General features: G+C 42.9%; 10 protein-coding genes and 1 pseudogene. 5 read left to right on the top strand and 6 right to left on the bottom strand.

What is annotated here, in order from left to right; all coding sequences use genetic code 11:
• The first annotated feature begins 23 nt into the window (after window positions 1-23).
• The 3 genes from ACT3ID_RS07785 (at window position 24) to ACT3ID_RS07775 (ending at window position 5,876) form a co-directional block, all read left to right on the top strand.
• Window positions 24-1,766, top strand: a complete 1,743-nt coding sequence (locus ACT3ID_RS07785; protein WP_491541437.1) for a Na/Pi cotransporter family protein — start codon at window positions 24-26, stop codon at window positions 1,764-1,766.
• A gap of 221 nt (window positions 1,767-1,987) precedes the next feature.
• Entirely contained in the window at window positions 1,988-4,573 is a 2,586-nt protein-coding gene (leuS, locus tag ACT3ID_RS07780) for a leucine--tRNA ligase (protein WP_491541436.1), read from the top strand.
• Between the two features lie 361 nt (window positions 4,574-4,934).
• Window positions 4,935-5,876, top strand: coding sequence for a sodium:calcium antiporter (locus tag ACT3ID_RS07775; protein ID WP_491541435.1), 942 nt, complete (start codon window positions 4,935-4,937; stop codon window positions 5,874-5,876).
• Window positions 5,877-6,232: 356 nt separating this feature from the next.
• On the opposite strand, the gene ACT3ID_RS07770 is transcribed toward ACT3ID_RS07775, so the two are convergent.
• The 3 genes from ACT3ID_RS07770 to mazG form a co-directional block, all read right to left on the bottom strand.
• Window positions 6,233-7,660, bottom strand: a complete 1,428-nt coding sequence (locus tag ACT3ID_RS07770; protein ID WP_491541434.1) for a GH3 family acyl-acid amido synthetase — start codon at window positions 7,658-7,660, stop codon at window positions 6,233-6,235.
• A 146-nt stretch (window positions 7,661-7,806) separates the two neighbouring features.
• Window positions 7,807-8,970, bottom strand: a complete 1,164-nt coding sequence (locus ACT3ID_RS07765) for a citrate/2-methylcitrate synthase (RefSeq protein ID WP_491541433.1) — start codon at window positions 8,968-8,970, stop codon at window positions 7,807-7,809.
• 870 nt (window positions 8,971-9,840) lie between these two features.
• Window positions 9,841-10,608, bottom strand: coding sequence for a nucleoside triphosphate pyrophosphohydrolase (mazG, locus tag ACT3ID_RS07760; RefSeq protein ID WP_491541432.1), 768 nt, complete (start codon window positions 10,606-10,608; stop codon window positions 9,841-9,843).
• A gap of 113 nt (window positions 10,609-10,721) precedes the next feature.
• On the opposite strand from mazG, the pseudogene ACT3ID_RS07755 reads away from it, so the two are divergent.
• A pseudogene (locus ACT3ID_RS07755) lies at window positions 10,722-11,081 on the top strand (four helix bundle protein).
• Between the two features lie 52 nt (window positions 11,082-11,133).
• Here ACT3ID_RS07755 and ACT3ID_RS07750 read toward each other — a convergent pair.
• The 3 genes from ACT3ID_RS07750 to ACT3ID_RS07740 are packed head-to-tail and all read right to left on the bottom strand — an operon-like array spanning window position 11,134 to window position 14,965.
• Window positions 11,134-12,402: an asparagine synthetase B gene (locus tag ACT3ID_RS07750; RefSeq protein WP_491541431.1), complete on the bottom strand. Its 1,269-nt coding sequence runs from the start codon at window positions 12,400-12,402 to the stop codon at window positions 11,134-11,136.
• 3 nt (window positions 12,403-12,405) lie between these two features.
• Window positions 12,406-14,349 carry a tetratricopeptide repeat protein gene (locus ACT3ID_RS07745; RefSeq protein ID WP_491541430.1) on the bottom strand — a complete coding sequence of 648 codons (1,944 nt, stop codon included), beginning with the start codon at window positions 14,347-14,349 and terminating at the stop codon, window positions 12,406-12,408.
• Window positions 14,342-14,965: a Maf family protein gene (locus ACT3ID_RS07740; protein WP_491541429.1), complete on the bottom strand. Its 624-nt coding sequence runs from the start codon at window positions 14,963-14,965 to the stop codon at window positions 14,342-14,344. The genes ACT3ID_RS07745 and ACT3ID_RS07740 overlap by 8 nt, the downstream gene beginning before the upstream one ends.
• A 230-nt stretch (window positions 14,966-15,195) precedes the next feature.
• On the opposite strand from ACT3ID_RS07740, the gene ACT3ID_RS07735 reads away from it, so the two are divergent.
• Window positions 15,196-16,686 (top strand): putative collagen-binding domain-containing protein, encoded by a 1,491-nt coding sequence (locus ACT3ID_RS07735; RefSeq protein ID WP_491541428.1) that lies wholly within the window; start codon window positions 15,196-15,198, stop codon window positions 16,684-16,686.
• The last annotated feature ends 390 nt before the right edge of the window (window positions 16,687-17,076 follow it).

Below are 17,076 nucleotides of genomic sequence, written 5' to 3'. Positions count from 1 at the left end.
TTCAGCACTAGGTACACTAAACAATGACATATACTTTTTGGGATTTTCTGCAGTTGATTGGTGCACTGGGAATTTTCATCTATGGGATGAAAGTATTCAGTGATGGGCTTCAAAAAGTTGCAGGAAATAAATTACGTGCCATTCTCAAAGGAATGACCAGCACGCGCTTTCGAGGTATCCTTACGGGATTTTCTGCTACGACTATAACCCAATCCTCATCAACAACTACGGTTATGGTGGTAAGTTTTGTCAACGCCGGTCTCATTACTTTCCTCGAGTCTACCGGAGTTGTCATGGGGGCTAACATTGGTACCACAGTAACTTCATGGATTATTTCAATTTTTGGTTTTAAGATGAAGATTACTCCGGTGGCTATGATAATGATAGGGTTGTTTTTCCCTTTTATTTTCTTCGGCCGTGAAAAGTTACGTAATCTTGCCGAGTCTATGATCGGTTTCGGTATTCTGTTTATAGGGCTGGATTTTATTAAAAATGGAGTGCCCAACATCCAGGATAATCCAGAAATGTTCATGTTCCTGGATTCATTTACAGAATTCGGTTTCGCCTCTATCATAATATTTGTGATTGTCGGTACGCTCTTAACCTTGCTTACACAGTCTTCTTCCGCGGCTATGGCTATTACCCTTGTTATGCTATTCCAGGGCTGGATAGATTTTCCTATTGCAGCAGCTATGGTACTTGGAGAAAATATCGGAACTACTGTAACAGCCAATATTGCTGCAGTTGTGGGTAATGTGTATGCGAAACGGGCAGCAAGATTTCACTTTGTATTCAATATCTTTGGCGTCCTGTGGATGATGCTTCTGATAGATCCCTTCTTACTGGGTATAGATCAAATTATGGGTTACTTTGCGCCCGAGGCAGGATCGATTATGCATGCAACAAGTGAACTGGGACGAGCTAATGCCACACTTGCACTTTCGCTGTTTCACAGTACGTTTAACGTGATTAATGTGCTTCTGCTTGTTGGTTTTGTCCCCTATATCGTTCGGTTAGTGGAGAAATATCAGAAAGAAAAGAAAGACACCCAGACTCGCTTACAGTATATCTCATCCGGTATGATGTCTTCGGTCGAGCTGTCGATAGCTCAGGCTCACAAAGAGATACAGTTATTCGGCAAGCTGATTGAAAAAATGCATTTCAGCTTACAGGGACTGTTGTTTAACAAACAGAACAGGCGGGACCAGTTTCTGAAAAAAATTGAGAAGCGGGAAGGTATTACAGACAATATTGAGCTGGAAATAGCTGAATATCTGACGAAAATTTCCAGTTATAACCTTTCTGAATCTGATAGTCGCCGTATTCGCGAAATGCACAGTATGATCAATGATCTGGAACGGGTTGCAGATATCTATTTTCAGATGTCGAAAACATTTGAACGTATGCAAAAAGAAGGGAAAGAGTTACCCAAGCCTGCTATGAACAAGCTGCGTGAACTTCTTGATTTGATTCATGATTCCATTCGCAATGTGCGTAATAATCTATCCAAAGATAATGGGAAAAAGATTGATCTGGATAAATCGATAGCTATTGAAGATGCTATTGATGAATGCCGTGATGATCTGCTTGAATTCCACTACGAACAGCTTGAACAAAACAACTATTCCAATAAAGTTGGATTTGTATTTCTGGATTATATCAATCGGCTGGAAAAAATAGGAGACCATCTCTTTAATGTAAATGAGGCAATTGCAGGGAAAAAAATTAAAGCCGCTTATGAAACTGTGGTTGAAGAAAGAGGCTAGAATCTTAGCACCAATATCCAAATTCCAACATCTAATCTCTAAGTTACAATAATCCCTTCTTCAAACCAGCGCAATTTTTCCTTATCTTTGGCGACTAATAGAACGCTGATGACGTGGATTAAACAGGTTGCCGCAGATAATATCTATTTGTGAAAATCTGTTATATCAGTGTGTTCAGCGTTCCGTTACACCATAACCTATAAATATTAAGCAGTAACTGAATGAGCTCGTACAAGCCGGAAAAAATTGAATCCAAATGGCAAGAATACTGGCAGAAGAATAAGACGTTCAAAACGCCGGAAGACCATGATAAACCCAAGTATTACGTGCTGGATATGTTTCCATATCCCAGCGGATCGGGGCTGCATGTGGGACATCCGGAAGGGTATACTGCTACCGATATTCTGGCACGCTACAAGCGGATGAATGGATTTAATGTGCTTCATCCTATTGGATGGGACGCTTTTGGATTGCCGGCCGAGCAATATGCTGTCAAAACCGGTACCCATCCGCGGGATACAACCCAAAAGAATGTAAATCGCTTTCGCGAGCAACTGCAATCGCTCGGCTTTAGTTACGATTGGGATCGTGAAGTCAATACCACCGATCCAGACTATTACAAGTGGACACAATGGATTTTCCTGAAGTTGTATGAGAAGGGATTGGCATATGAAGACGATGTGCCGGTAAATTGGTGTCCCGAACTGGGAACAGTGCTGGCTAACGAAGAAGTGATCGATGGCAAAAGTGAAGTGGGAGGACACCCGGTGGTAAAGAAGCCAATGCGGCAGTGGGTTCTTAAGATTACCGAATACGCCGATCGCCTGCTTGATGGATTGGAGGATCTCGACTGGCCGGAATCCACCAAAAAGATGCAGCGCGATTGGATCGGCAAATCTATTGGTGCCGATATCGATTTTGAAGTGGTAGATCATGACGAGGGAATCCGAGTTTTCACTACACGACCCGATACTATATTCGGAGCTACATATATGGTGCTGGCGCCCGAGCACGAGCTGGTGGATAAGATTACGACTGAAGATCAGAAAGAAGCTGTAGCAGAGTATAAAGATGAGGCGGCGCGTAAATCTGATCTCGAACGGACCGAATTAAGCGATGAGAAAACGGGCGTTTTTACAGGTGCTTATGCCGAAAATCCAGCCAGTGGAGAGCCGATCCCCATCTGGGTGGCCGATTATGTATTGGTCTCATACGGTACAGGTGCCATTATGGCCGTTCCCGGACAGGATGAACGGGACTGGGAATTTGCGGAGAAGTTTGATCTGCCGATTATCCGTACGGTGCAGCCGCCTGAGGACTTCGACGGTAAGGCATACACGGGTGAAGGCAAGGCTATTAACAGCGATTTTTTGAATGGCTTGGGAGTTGAAGAAGCCAAAGAAAAAATTATAGACTGGCTGGAGCAAAATGGTCATGGGAAAAAATCAGTCAACTATAAATTGCGCGACTGGCTGTTTTCGCGTCAGCGTTACTGGGGCGAACCGTTTCCGATTATTCATGTGGATGGAGAACCGAAACCGGTAGACGAAGATGATCTGCCTGTGACACTTCCCGAGATGGATGATTTTGAGCCTACTGAAGAAGGAGAACCTCCGTTGGCCAAAGCCGAGGATTGGGTCAATACCACTGATCCGGAGACGGGCAAGCCGGCCAAACGAGAAACGAACACTATGCCGCAGTGGGCAGGATCATGTTGGTATTACCTGCGATATTGCAGTCCGGAATTTGATGAAGGTCCTGTCGATCCCGATGAAGAAAAATACTGGATGCCAGTGGATATGTATGTCGGCGGTGCCGAACACAGCGTACTTCACTTGTTGTATGCTCGTTTTTGGCATAAGGTGTTATATGACTGCGGAGTGGTATCCACGAAAGAGCCATTCCAGCGCCTGATTCACCAGGGGATGATTCTGGGAGAGGTCGAATTTACCGGCTATAAAAAGAATGGCGATTGGATATCTGCCGATATCACCGACGATTATGATAATATTGAAAGAGTAAAGCTGGATAGAGATCAGGTCGAGAAAAAAGGAGACGATTTTGTTATTAAGGGCACAGAAATTCTCGTAGATGCGAAGGCGCACAAGATGTCGAAATCGCGCGGAAATGTAGTTAATCCCGATGATATAATCGATCAGTACGGCGCGGATTCGATGCGCCTCTATGAAATGTTTATGGGGCCATTGGAGCAGGTGAAGCCCTGGAGTACCCAAGATGTGGATGGCGTGTATCGCTTCCTGGGTCGCGTATGGCGATTGATTATTGATGAAGAAAGTGGCGAGCTGAATGATTCGGTTACGGATGACGATCCCTCGAAAAAACAGCTTAAGACGCTTCATGAATGTATTCAGAAAGTGACCAACGATGTTGAGGATCTATCCTTTAACACGGCGATTTCGGCTATGATGATTTTTGTTAATGAAGCCAATAAATGGGATGAGCGGCCAATTTCAATCCTGGAGCCGTTTATAAAATTGCTGTCGCCTTTTGCGCCTCATATTTCTGAAGAATTGTGGCGTAAAATGGGCCATGAAGAAAGCATTGCCTATGCTGACTGGCCGGAGTTTAACAAAGAGTATCTTATTTCCGACACACAGATGTATCCTATTCAGGTGAACGGTACGGTAAGAGGAGAAATTCACGTCCCCCGTGAAAAAGCCAAGAACAAGGAGTATGTGCTTTCCGAGGCGAAGTCCGTTAAAAATGTGCAGAAATATTTGGATGACGGCAATCTTGTGAAAGAGATTTTTGTCCCCGAACGTATTGTAAATCTCGTGGTGAAATAGGAAAAGCCGCAGATTTACGGATGAACATAAAAAAGAGGCAGCTCAAACGACTTTCCACTGACATCATCCCGGACTTGATCCGGGATCCCGCACGGTAGTAAATCTCGGATATCAGCCTGTGATTTGATCAACGATTCTTCATCTCGTCACGATGCTCTGCGTCGTGACGAAAGAATGACAGCTGATTCCGATGCTTTGCGTCGGAACCTTTTTATTTGGACTATGATTTTATCTCGTTACGAAGCTCTTGCTTCGAAACGACTTTTTTGGATTTTTATATTCTAACGTCGGAACCTTTCCTTTTTGGACCAGAATCACTTTTTTCGATGAAAGGAAATAGAGAACTGTAGTACTAATCTTCATGCTATTATCAGCACTATTACTTTTCGTCGGCCTGTTTCTGATTGTCTACTTCTCTGAAAAGCTGGTAGAAGCTACTGTTGGTACCTCACTGGGATTCGGAATTTCCAGCTTTCTAATTAGCACGATATTTATTGGTTTTGATCCCGAGAATCTTGGATTGGGAGCGGTAGCGGCTTATGACGGTGTCACGGGAATTGCCGTGGGAACCATTATCGGATCGGCCATGGTGGCAATTGCGCTGGCCTTTGGAATTACCGCCATCATTTCGCCAATGAAATTTTCTAACGTACCTATGCAGATCCCGCTTATCCAGGTCGGAGCTGTGGTTCTTTTCGGATTACTTAGTTTCGATGGGATAGTTTCTCGCATTGATGGATTTATTTTACTGGCAGCGTATGGTCTTTCCATTTGGTACCTGTTGTATCTGGGACGACAAGGCCTGGATATCCGTCCTACAGGAGAAGCTGCGGAAGCAATGGAAGAGGGCAGGGAATTTGGTCGTTGGCAGTCAGCGGCATTATTAGCGGGCTCACTGGTGGCGATTATTATTGGCAGTGAGATGATTGTATCGTCCGCGGAAAATATCATCGGCGGACTTGGAATGTCTGAGACTGTTTTCGGTATTACAATCCTGGCGCTCTTGGTTAGTATTGAAGAGCTAGCCCGTGAACTCCCTGCAGCTTTGAAAGGTCGTTCAGAAATTACTGTAGGCAATGTTATTGGATCTGTTATAGCATTTTTTCTTTTTAATGCGGGAGTTATTGCTTTGGTTCGCCCCATCCCAATAGGAGAGGATGTCTTTAGCTTTTACCTGCCGTTGAGTCTGACCTTTGTGCTATTTATTACTTTTATGATGATACAAAAGTCAGTTCCCCGCTGGGCGGGTGTAGTTCTGGTTTTAGGGTATCTGGTATTTTTTGGATGGGGATATGTGACTTGATTACTAGAAACGTTAGGATTTAAAATGTATAGGAAGTTTTCAGGACCGTGTCATCCTGAATTCATTTCAGGATCTACTGCAAAAAATAGCTTTGATAGCAATACAAACATCAGTTGCATTAGATGCTGAAGAGATCCTGAATCTAGTTCAGGACAGGGTTCAGCATGACATGTTGAGATTACACGTTATACTCCCGACTCTTTTTCCTCATTCCCAAGCCTGTCCTTCGTAGTTTCAACGAAGTAGGGCTCCTGCTTGGGAGTGCACACAGCCTAATTCTATGAAGCAGAGCTTCAGTATGAGGAATAAATTATTCATCCACCAGCTCGCAAAGCCAGCGAACTGGTGGAGAGTTATCACCTAAAAAACTGAATATCCTCTTCGTCTTTCAGGATGGATGGTAGTTTGCCCTGTGCTTTTTGTTTCCCTTTCTTCTCAAGCCAGTTGTTGATCTGCTGCTGATCTATCGAGTGAATTTCTGGCATGCCTAATGAATCACTCTCGCGACGAATTGAATAATGTCGATTCGCTTCGCAGAGAACATCATCCAGTTGTTTTGCCATTCGATTAAGGGTATCACGGTGAATAGGATCATACATCTGAACGAACCACACATGGTGAGGTATGGATTCTTCATTCTCCAAAATGGAACCTACAGTGAATGTCCCGACTTCAATATCCATTTCTGAGGCCGTTATTTGCAGTGCCTCGTCAGCTTCATAGGCATAAAGTGCTTCACCGTAGTCATCAAGCATTTCGCTGACACGTCCCATAACTTCAATACGGGGAGGATCTGTTTGGGTAAACTGCACGATATCATTCAGAGCATAGCGCCACAATCCAGCGTTGGTACTTACCAGCATGGCATACGGTGTATTTGGCTCGACTTCCCAAAGAGGGACAGTCTTTTGAATGGTAAGAGAATCTTTATCCGGCAATGGATTTGGAATAAATTCATAAAAGATACCATTGTCGATAACAAGCTTTAAATCATTTCTCGAAAATAAATCGCTGAAAGCAAAGTACCCCTCCGAAGCACCGTAGGTTTCAATGAAATTAACATCCGTTTTTTGGAGCAATTTTTTCAAATGCGAACGATAATTGTCCAGCTTAACCCCGCCACAAACCAGAAGCTGCAGATTCGGCCAAACTTCTCCGATAGAATCAGCCCCGGTTCGTTCCAGCATTCGTTGAAAAATTGTCAGCAGCCAGCTGGGCACCGCGGTAATAACACGAATATCTTGATTTACAGCTTTCCCCAGAATAAGCTCATTTTTTTCTTTAAAACCGAGTTGCGTCAATTCACCAGTGTCCACCAACTGAAAATAAGAAAGCCACCAGGGCGCCTGCTGAGCCGTAAAAGCGCTAATTTCTCCGATCTCAAAGCCAGAATATTGCTCCATTGTTCCCGGTAAACTAATGTGCTTGCCCCAAAGCTGGAAAATGTTGGGGCGTTGGCGGAGATAGCTCCAGGTAATCATGCGCATGAATCGGCGATCCGATTGCAGACGCTCATTTGTTAACGGCAGGTGTTTGCCTTGTCCGGATGTACCGGCCGAAACGGCAAATCGTGATATATCCCCCGGCCAAAAAATATTTTTATTTCCTTTTTTTAGTTGTTCAATTTGATTAGAAATATCAGAATAATAAGAGACAGGAACTTCATCTGAAAAATCCTCATAGCGCTGTAGATTCGAGAAAGCATGCTTTTGGCCAAAAGTAGTATTCTTGGCCGATCGAATTAATTTGAAAAGTTCTACTTCCTGTTTATCTCGCAGATCCAAAATGTATAATATTTTATTACGTTAAATTTAAATCTGATCTAGCTGTAACACTCCTCAAACGGAAGGAAGATAATGCTAAGATTTGGCTGTTTAAAATAAAAAAGCCCCAATAAATTGGGGCTTCAAATCTTGATTATTGAGCAAATTTACCGCTGATCGACAGGGACCCATTGTTTATTCTTATCTCCAACGAAAAGGGCACGGGGGCGGATCAGTCGGTTATTTTCAGCTTGCTCAATATAATGTCCGGTCCATCCGGAGACGCGGCTCATAGCAAAGATGCAGGTAAACAAGTCAGGCTCGATACCCATCGAGTAATAAACCGTGGCAGAAAAGAAATCAACATTGGGATCGATATTCTTTTCTTCTTTCATAGTCTTGAGAATGGCTTCGGACCATTCGTAGAGCGTTTCATGTCCTGTTTCTTTTGAAAGCTTTTTGGACATTCCCCGTAAAATACGAGCTCGCGGATCCATCGTTTTATACACGCGGTGACCAAAGCCCATGACTTTCTCCTTCCGCTCTAATCTGCCTTTTACATAGTCAACGGGATCGGAATCTTTTTCGTCAATATCCAGCAGCATCTTCATAACCTGTTGGTTAGCTCCACCGTGCAGCGGCCCTTTGAGGGCACCAATGGCTCCTGTGATAGAAGAATACATATCAGACTCGGTAGAGCAGATAGCCCGGTTGGTGAAGGTTGATGCATTCATGCCGTGCTCGGCGTGCAGAATCAGGCAGAGATCCATTGTTTTTTCCGCCTGGTCGCCCGGCTCTTCATCGTTGAGCATGTAAAGAAAATTATAAGCAGTACTTTTGTTATTCAGAGGCTCAACAATATTTTTGCCTTTCCGACCGCGATCAAAAGCAGCAATAATGGTCGGAAACTTTGCCGTAATATTGATCGCTTTATTGATATGGAATTCTTTATCACTTTCAGCTTCAACTTCATGAAAATCTGAAAGCATAGAAACAGCCGTTCGCAGTACGGCCATCGGCTCAGCATTTTTAGAAGTGTTTTTCAAATAATTTAATACGGTATCAGGCAGTTGCCGATTCTCTTGAAGCTGTGTATTAAGCTCGTCGAGTTCTTCTTGATCTGGGAGTCGATTATGCCAAAGTAAGAAGCAAACTTCCTCAAAACTAGCATTTTCTGCCAACGTATCTATATCATAACCTGCATATATAAGCTCACCTTTCTGTCCGTCAATAAAACTTTTATTGGTGGTAAAGGCTACGATCCCTTCAAGCCCTTTATTTATGTGCGGGTATTGACTTAGGTCAATTTCAGTGTTTAAGCTCTCAGCCATTCTGAACTCCGAATTTTAATTGAATATATTCTTTTTATTGTTGATCAAATATAATATCAAACGAAGAAAAAATCAGGGATAAGTTGTTTGCACACAATCATTAATCCCGAAAAGACTTAGGAAAACATTAAAGAGGTTAACAGCGTTTACCATTTAACAAAATTTATCAACAGGATCATCAGCTAAACCGCTTCTAATCAGGCAGAACACGGTATAGATTTTGGAAGCTAACTCTTAGTTTTTGCCGAATTCCAGTGATTATCCATCCCCTGCAGGATAACATCCGAAATATTTTTATCCTTTTGCTTCAATTGCTGTTCGATGTAAAGTTTAGTTGAACAGAATTCTCAGTGAGAAAAGAATAACAGCAAACGCTCGTACTATTGCTATTTTTTATTCTTGTGATTTGATTTTACCTCCATTGATACTCTCATTGTCAGTTCCGGAAAACCAGGGGTAAAATCATTAAAAGTAGTGTCATCCCAAGGAACGAAGAGACGAGGGATCTCAACCGTGGATAAGGCTTTTGAACATGTAACACAGCTCTCATCTTTGATACACTTGAGCTCCCTCTCCCGAAGAATCGGGATGGGATGACAAACAGGTGTGGTTAGGCACAGACGTTGCTCTCAACCAAAGCAATAATTTTTACGAATTCATGAGGAATCTGCCGAGGGTCGGACAGCACAGGTATAAGGAATAGTGTGCGAAAACCGAAGGATGAATTTATGATCTCGTTCCGATGCTCTGCGTCGGAACGCCTGGATAGACGCTCTGGTCTTGATTCATGAAGCTGTATTTCAAACTGTCGGTCGACGGCCATCAAAAATCTTACCGATATTTTTTTCTCATACTTTTCAGATGGTGATCTTATTCGACTTCTGATTTCGCACTGTTCCAGTGTTTGTCCATCTCTTGCAGGTTTACGTCCGAAATATTTTTGTCTTCCTCTTTCAATTGCTGTTCGATATACTGAAAGCGCCTAATAAACTTTCGATTGGTTGAGCGCAGACTATCTTCAGCATTCAAGTCAAAAAATCTACCCAGGTTTACCAATGAAAAAAGAAGATCGCCAAACTCCTCACGACTTTTTTGTTGATCTCCTTCTTCCAGCACCTGACGAAATTCGTCCAGCTCTTCTTCCACTTTATCCAGCACCTGGCTCATTTCGGGCCAATCAAAACCTACATTTGCTGCTTTCTCCTGCATTCGCTGAGCGCGAATTAACGCAGGCAAGTGTTTGGGAATACCTTCGAGGATCGATTCTTTACCTTCCCGCAGTTTAATGTTTTCCCAGTTTTTGGCAACTTGTTCTTCGTTATCGGCAACTTCATCACCAAAAACATGCGGGTGCCGCCGAATCAGTTTCTCCTGGATAGCGTAGATTACATCTTCTATAGTAAAACGATCGCTTTCATCTGCCATATTGCTGTGGAATACCACGTGAAGCAGTAGATCGCCCAGCTCTTTTTTGAGTTCACCAACATCTTCAGTGTCAATAGCTTCAACGACTTCATAGGCTTCTTCTATGAGGTTGTCTTTGATACTCTGGTGGGTTTGTTTGCGATCCCAGGGGCATTCTTTACGAAGAATCTTTATAATCTTTACTAAATCATCAAAGCTCTTGGTGGGTTCCATTACTTTTTCAGTGATCAGTTAACAGTTATCATACTTGTTCACTCAACATACGGAAATTGTAAGGAAAGTGGACCTGCTGGATCTTACTTATGAATAGAAATTAATTAAATGCTATGGAAAATAACTTATACAAAAAAGCCTATCAATTTGCTGTTCGGATGGTCAATGCGTATCAACATTTAAGCAAAGAGAAAAAAGAATATATTCTCTCAAAGCAATTATTGAAAAGTGGAACATCTATTGGAGCAAATATGCAGAAGCCAATGGAGCAGTTTCGAAAGCTGATTTTTCTGCTAAAATCTCAATTGCTTATAAAGAAATCCTCGAAACAAAATATTGGCTGAACCTTTTGAAGGATACAGACTTCATTGCACAAAAAATGTTTGATGATGTCTATTCTGAAGCAGATGAATTGGCAAAAAATTACATATTCAATTCTTAAAACTACACGCATAAATCCACAGAAAAATTAACAGTTGATTTTACTGGCCTGCTGTTAACTGTAAACTGCCAACTGATCACTGTTTATGTTTTCTTTTTCTTCTTTTTGGCAGCAGGGAAGAGGATATTGTTCAAAATCAGGCGGTAACCCGGACTATTGGGATGCAGGCTCAAATCGGTCGGAGGATCGTTTACACGATGTGTGTAATCCTCTGGATCATGTCCGCCGTAAAATGTAAATGTACCTCTGCCATAATTGCCGTGGACATATTTAACGATATCGCGGCCGGGGCTCTCTCCAAGAATCACCGTAGACTCCTTAACCTTATCTTTTTGAAAAGCGGTAGTTTGCCCGTAAAAGCCGCGGATACTGCTTACGTGATTTTGAGTGAGCATGGTAGGCACGGGATCCCATTTAGCCGAAAATTCAAAAAGGGTAAAAAAGTCCAGCGACTTATCTATCTCTTCCAGCTCCACCGGTACATCAATATCGGCGTGCTCATATTCTGCGGGATCTTTACTGAGTGTGAAATCAGTAAAGGCAAGGGTGTTGTCGTAATCAATTTTTTGTTGTGCATTGGGATCCATAGGATCGCCGTCAAAAGGAGTGGGAGCAATGTCGACCCCCTGAGCAGCCAATGCGATATCAAAAGTATCGGTTCCCGAGCACATCGAGAACATAAAGCCACCGTTTCCTATATATTCTTTTATTTCGGCAGCTACCGCCTTTTTCTCATTGCTTACTTTATCATAGCCAAGTTCGTTGGCCATGGCTTCCATCTCCCGGACCTGCTGTATGTACCACGGCTGATTGCGTGATGAAGCCCAGAATTTACCGTATTGTCCCGTGAAATCCTCGTGATGTAAGTGCAGCCAGTCGTATTCCGATAGTTTGCCGTTAAGCACTTCCGGATCCCAAACCTTGTCATACTCTACTTCGGCATAATCCAGAGCAAGGGTGACGGCGTCATCCCAGGGAAGAGCCTGTTTGGGCGTATAAACAGCTATCTTAGGGGCTTTATCTAACTTTATGACAGCTGTATTTGTGTTTTCTTTTTCAACCTCGGCAATTATCTCTGCGGAACGCTGGCTTGAAATTACTTCTGCTTTTACATTTTTGAGCCGGGTTTCGCGAAGTAGCTCCTCCGAATATCCAGTCATAAAGCTGCCCCCGTTATAATTAAGCAGCCATTGTGCTGAATTCCCATCCTGTAAATTATTAAAGATGATACCGTATGCCTTTAAATGATTAGTCTGCGAGGCATCCATTGGTATGAGAATCTGCTGTTGCGCAAATCCGGATAAACTGAAAAAGGCGGTAAACAGTACAATCAGAAAAGTTCGGCACATCATAATTTAGGTTTGAATATTTTGTAATTCCTGAATTCGATCTCGGGCATAGGTTGAGTAAAATCCGTTGGGGAAGTTGATTACTACTTCTTCATACAAATTAACAACTTCTTCTGTACCAGTGGGAATAGAAACATCTGTATCTTTAAAAAATTGCTTGCCGGCCGTCACCGTTTCTTCACCGGATTGTGGTAGTGGCATTGCTAATTCTTCATTTGTTACGAACTGATCGGCAAGTCGGGCTTTTTCCCAGAGTAGCCGCTCATAAAGTGGAGAAGTGTCTCCTCGTTCTTTCAAAAAAGTGCTTAGCGCCCGATAGACAAAGATTGCATTGCCGGGTTCTTTGTAGGTGCTCAGTTCAAGCAGTGCCTCATCTATCAGAGGATGATATTGATCTTCCTCAAATAATGTTGCCATCGCATTCATTCCCAGCTGGTTTTTGCCCCGTGAAAAATGCTCTATAGCTTTGGCAAAAGGTTCCAGTTTGGCGCCGCTGCTGTCGGCCTGCAGACCGTTTTGGATCCAGAGGTTAAGTTTGACGGCATCATTTGCAAAATAGGATGTATTTTGACGTTTCAGGGCATTGAGCTGAATTTTGGCAAACTCATAATCTCCTGAAAAGAAATCGGAGAGTGCCAGATAATAACGCGTTTTTTCGGCCAGATTTCCGATACGCTCTTGGTTATTGCTTTTGGATAATGCGACCCGTGCCCGAGTATAATTACCATTATATAGGTGAAGCCGACCTTCAAGATAATTTTCACGTGCAATTTGCATGCTGTCATCTGACAGGGAACGGAGCTGTTCCAAATACTCTGATGCTTTGTCAGGTTTGTGCAATACATCCAGTGATAGTTCAGAAAGCGTTATCAAAACCTGAGCCATCCGCTGATAGTTGGGAGACTCTTCGCGAAGCGATTCCAGTGTTGTAAAAGCTTCCTCATAAAGTTCATTACGTTTTGTAGAAAGTCCCAGGTTATAATTTTCCAGATATTTGGCCCATTTGATATATACATTCCCGAGCTCTTCTTTCGATCGGTCCTTAAGCTGCAGTACATTTTTGTCGATATAGTACGAAAATGCCTCTTCGGCTAGTTCATATTCTTGTTCTGCAACCAGCTTCGATCCCAGATTATACAGTGAATAGGTGATTGTGGAGGATTGCTGCTCGTAATTTTTGGCTGTTGCCAGCGCTCGCTTATAGAGCTTTCTTTCAGTAAGAAGCCATATTTCGAGCTGTTGAAGCTGTTGATAACTGGGATGTGTGGAAGGCAATTCATCCAGAAAATCAGAAATCTCCAGAATTGCGATATCGTAAATATTATCATCTCTGGACTGCATCAGGTGCCGCTGCACAAAGTTCATGCGGTTGGGATCGTTCCTGACAACCTCCAAAAATTCCCGGATAGCATTTTCATATTCTCCGGCTTGCATATAGGTTTCGGCAAGTTCAGAAGTGATAACAGTAGAACCGGTTGCATTTTCCCGTAGCTGTTTATAAACCTCAACAGCACGATCATAGGCGCGTCGGTCTTTCATGGCACGTGCTACTTTAAGAGCAAGCTGCTGGTTGCCAGTGTTATTTTTCAGTAGCTGGTTCCATGTTTTATAGGCTTGTTCTTTTTCTCCGCTCGTATGATAAATTTCTCCCAAACGGATTTGAGCCTGTACTCGTAACGGGCCTCTCTCCACAGCTTCTTTTGTTATAGCGATGGCTTTCTCGTATTCCTTCATGTTCACCAGGCACTCAGTCAATTTGTTCAGAAAAATATAGGTATTGGGATTTTCCTGGTGAAGCTTGTAGAACTTTTCAAAAGCCTGTTCATACTCCTGTTGTTGAAGAAGCTGTTCAGCTCTAAAGTATTGGTCATCAAGCTGAGCCAGGGAAATCTGTGGCAATAAACCAAGTAATAAAATCCAGAGAAGATATTTTTTATAAACGTTACTCATTATGACTGGTATTGAGCTTGACCTGAGGGAAGTATTCAGGCGCAAAAGATTTCATCGTATTATAAAAGCTGTGGAGCGGAAATCCTACAACATTATAGTAGTCACCTTCGATCCGTTTCACAAAAATAGCCCCAAAATCATCCTGAATACCGTAACCACCTGCTTTATCCAGCGGACTGCCACTGGCGACATAGGTTTCAATATCTTCAATTGACAGATCACCAAATACTACCTTTGTCCGTTCCACAAATGTGGTAGTGTTAGTTACGTTCTGGGAGGAATCAACTTTGCATAGGGCAACACCGGTAAGTACGTGATGACCCCTGCCGCTTAGACGTTGCAACATCTCTCGGGCTTCATGCTGATCGGCAGGTTTTTCCAGAATCTCATCCTCAAAAACAACAATCGTATCAGCGCCAATTACCAGGGCTTCCGTACATTGCCGGGCTATATCCCGGGCCTTTCGAAGGGCAAGCTTTTGAGCGATTTCTGAAGCAGATAGTTTGGCATCAAAGGTTTCATCTACCGAACTGACCTTAACCTCAAACGGCAGATTAATTTGTTGAAGCAATTTCTTACGGCGCGGGCTTCCGGAAGCAAGTATTATTTGTAGCACGGATTGTCCATTTGGGTTTAGTATTACTTCATTGAGAAATATAAGATATCAACTTTTACAGTACATATTTAGAGTTATTCAACGCCGTTTAGTGAGAGAGTAAGTCTTTCATGAGTAGCTGTAATTATATGTTTTTTATGAAAATAAAGTTCATTTATGGGAAACATATCAGGGATAGGGCGCGTTAAAAAACAGATATTAAACAGGCATAAAATTTAGCTCTTATTTCTATGAAGATATATCTTAATTACGGTAGTTTGATTGTAATTTCCTGCCTTCTTTTCATAGGTTGCGGCGATGGAATACAAACTGACTTCTCTGAGGAGACAGATACTACAGAGGTAGCGCAGGAGAGATCACAAATTCAGCCTTATTCGGGAAATCCATACTATTGGCAGTATGATGACGAGCCGGTAGTACTTATTGGAGGAAGCTGGCAAGATAATCTTTTTAATCATCCGGATAACCTGACCGAACACCTCAACCTTTTGCAGTCAGTCGGTGGTAACTACGTTCGAAACGTAATGAGTCATCGTAACGAGGGAAATGTTTTTGCTTATGAACAGGATGAGGATGGAAATTTTGACCTTGAACAATTTAATGAAGAATACTGGCAGAGATTCGAAGATTTCCTGGATAAAACCCGGGAGCGGGATATTATAATACAGATTGAAATTTGGGCTACGTGGGATCTTTATGCTGATTCTCAAACCAGGGGCGGATGGTCGTATCATCCATATAATCCAGATAATAATAGTAATTATACTTCAGAGGAATCGGGACTCCCCGATGAGATTAATTACGAGCCCCAGCCAAACTCAACAGAACATCCTTTTTTCAGGACCCCACCCTCATTAGATAACAACGAACTGTTGCTGCGCTACCAAAAAGAATTTGTAGATAAAATTCTTTCGTACACGCTGGAATATCCCCATGTGCTTTATACCATAAATAATGAGACAGGCGAACCGGTGGAGTGGGGAGATTATTGGGCGGATTATCTGCACGATCAGGCCGCGGATGAAGGGAAAATAGTTGAAGTTTCCGACATGCGGCGTAGCAATAATCTTAAAAGTAGAGACCATACTCATATTTATGATCAGCCCCAACGATATACGTTCCTGGAACTTTCGCAAAATAATGGGGCAGCCGGACAAGAGCATTACGATGATATTATATATGCACGAGACCAGATCTCCTCGCAGCCTCGTCCCATTAACAACGTAAAAAATTACGGTGCGGCTTATAGCGGAGAAGAGGAGAGTGTAGCACGAATGGGACGTATCCTTTTTGCCGGAGGAGCAAGCGCCCGGTTTCACCGGCCGCATCCGATCGAAAATGCCGCTAAGCATACAGACAAGACTGAAATCGGGCTCGGCCTCAGTCCCCGGGCTCAGCAGATAATCGAGTCTCTTCGAATGGTGGTTGATAAGTTGAATATAGAGAAAACTGAGCCTCGGAATGACTTGCTGAACGAACGAGCTGATGACGAAGCATATCTGCTGGCAGAAACAGGTCAGCAGTACGCGATCTATTTCCCCGATGGGGGCGCGGTAACGATCGATTTATCTGACGCCGAGGGCGAATTCACACATCGTTGGATTAATCTCGATGAGGGAGAGTGGAAAGATGACGAACAGATAACAGCTGATGATACCATTGAAATTGCCACACCCGAAGAGGAGGGGCACTGGGTAGCAATCATTGCCAAAGAACAATAATATTTTGGCCGCAGATCTTCACGGATTCGAACGGATTTATTTTTATTTTAAAGGCACTTCTAATTTTCCCCTTACTAAATGGAGATAAAAAAGGGGGGGGTAAGAACTTTTAAATCCAACAGTGTGAGATTCCTTTAGAGGGTGCGACCGAGTAAATGGGGGGGCAGGGCAACAAACTCTTGGTCATTCCGAAGAATTCAGTGGTTTTCTGAGTGATGAGGAATCTCAAATAGGGGGATCGGCAGGTATTTCCCTTAATCAGAGCAGACAAGCAGTTCCGAGGGAGCTCTGCTCCCGAAGAAGAATAACACAAAAATTGATTTAAAAGAATTTGTTAGTTTCATTACAGACTGAAATGAAAGATTTGCAGATTTTTTCCGTTTATCTACT

This window comes from Fodinibius sp. GM108, assembly GCF_058386985.1.
This window is presented reverse-complemented; position numbering and strand designations above follow the sequence as displayed.

Excerpts from the sequence above, each read along its gene's own strand:
- ACT3ID_RS07785 (WP_491541437.1), top strand. The coding sequence starts at position 24 with ATGACATATACTTTTTGGGATTTTCTGCAGTTGATTGGTGCACTGGGA.
- leuS (WP_491541436.1), top strand. The coding sequence starts at position 1,988 with ATGAGCTCGTACAAGCCGGAAAAAATTGAATCCAAATGGCAAGAATAC.
- ACT3ID_RS07775 (WP_491541435.1), top strand. The coding sequence starts at position 4,935 with ATGCTATTATCAGCACTATTACTTTTCGTCGGCCTGTTTCTGATTGTC.
- ACT3ID_RS07765 (WP_491541433.1), bottom strand. The coding sequence starts at position 8,970 with ATGGCTGAGAGCTTAAACACTGAAATTGACCTAAGTCAATACCCGCAC.
- mazG (WP_491541432.1), bottom strand. The coding sequence starts at position 10,608 with ATGGAACCCACCAAGAGCTTTGATGATTTAGTAAAGATTATAAAGATT.
- ACT3ID_RS07750 (WP_491541431.1), bottom strand. The coding sequence starts at position 12,402 with ATGATGTGCCGAACTTTTCTGATTGTACTGTTTACCGCCTTTTTCAGT.
- ACT3ID_RS07745 (WP_491541430.1), bottom strand. The coding sequence starts at position 14,349 with ATGAGTAACGTTTATAAAAAATATCTTCTCTGGATTTTATTACTTGGT.
- ACT3ID_RS07735 (WP_491541428.1), top strand. The coding sequence starts at position 15,196 with ATGAAGATATATCTTAATTACGGTAGTTTGATTGTAATTTCCTGCCTT.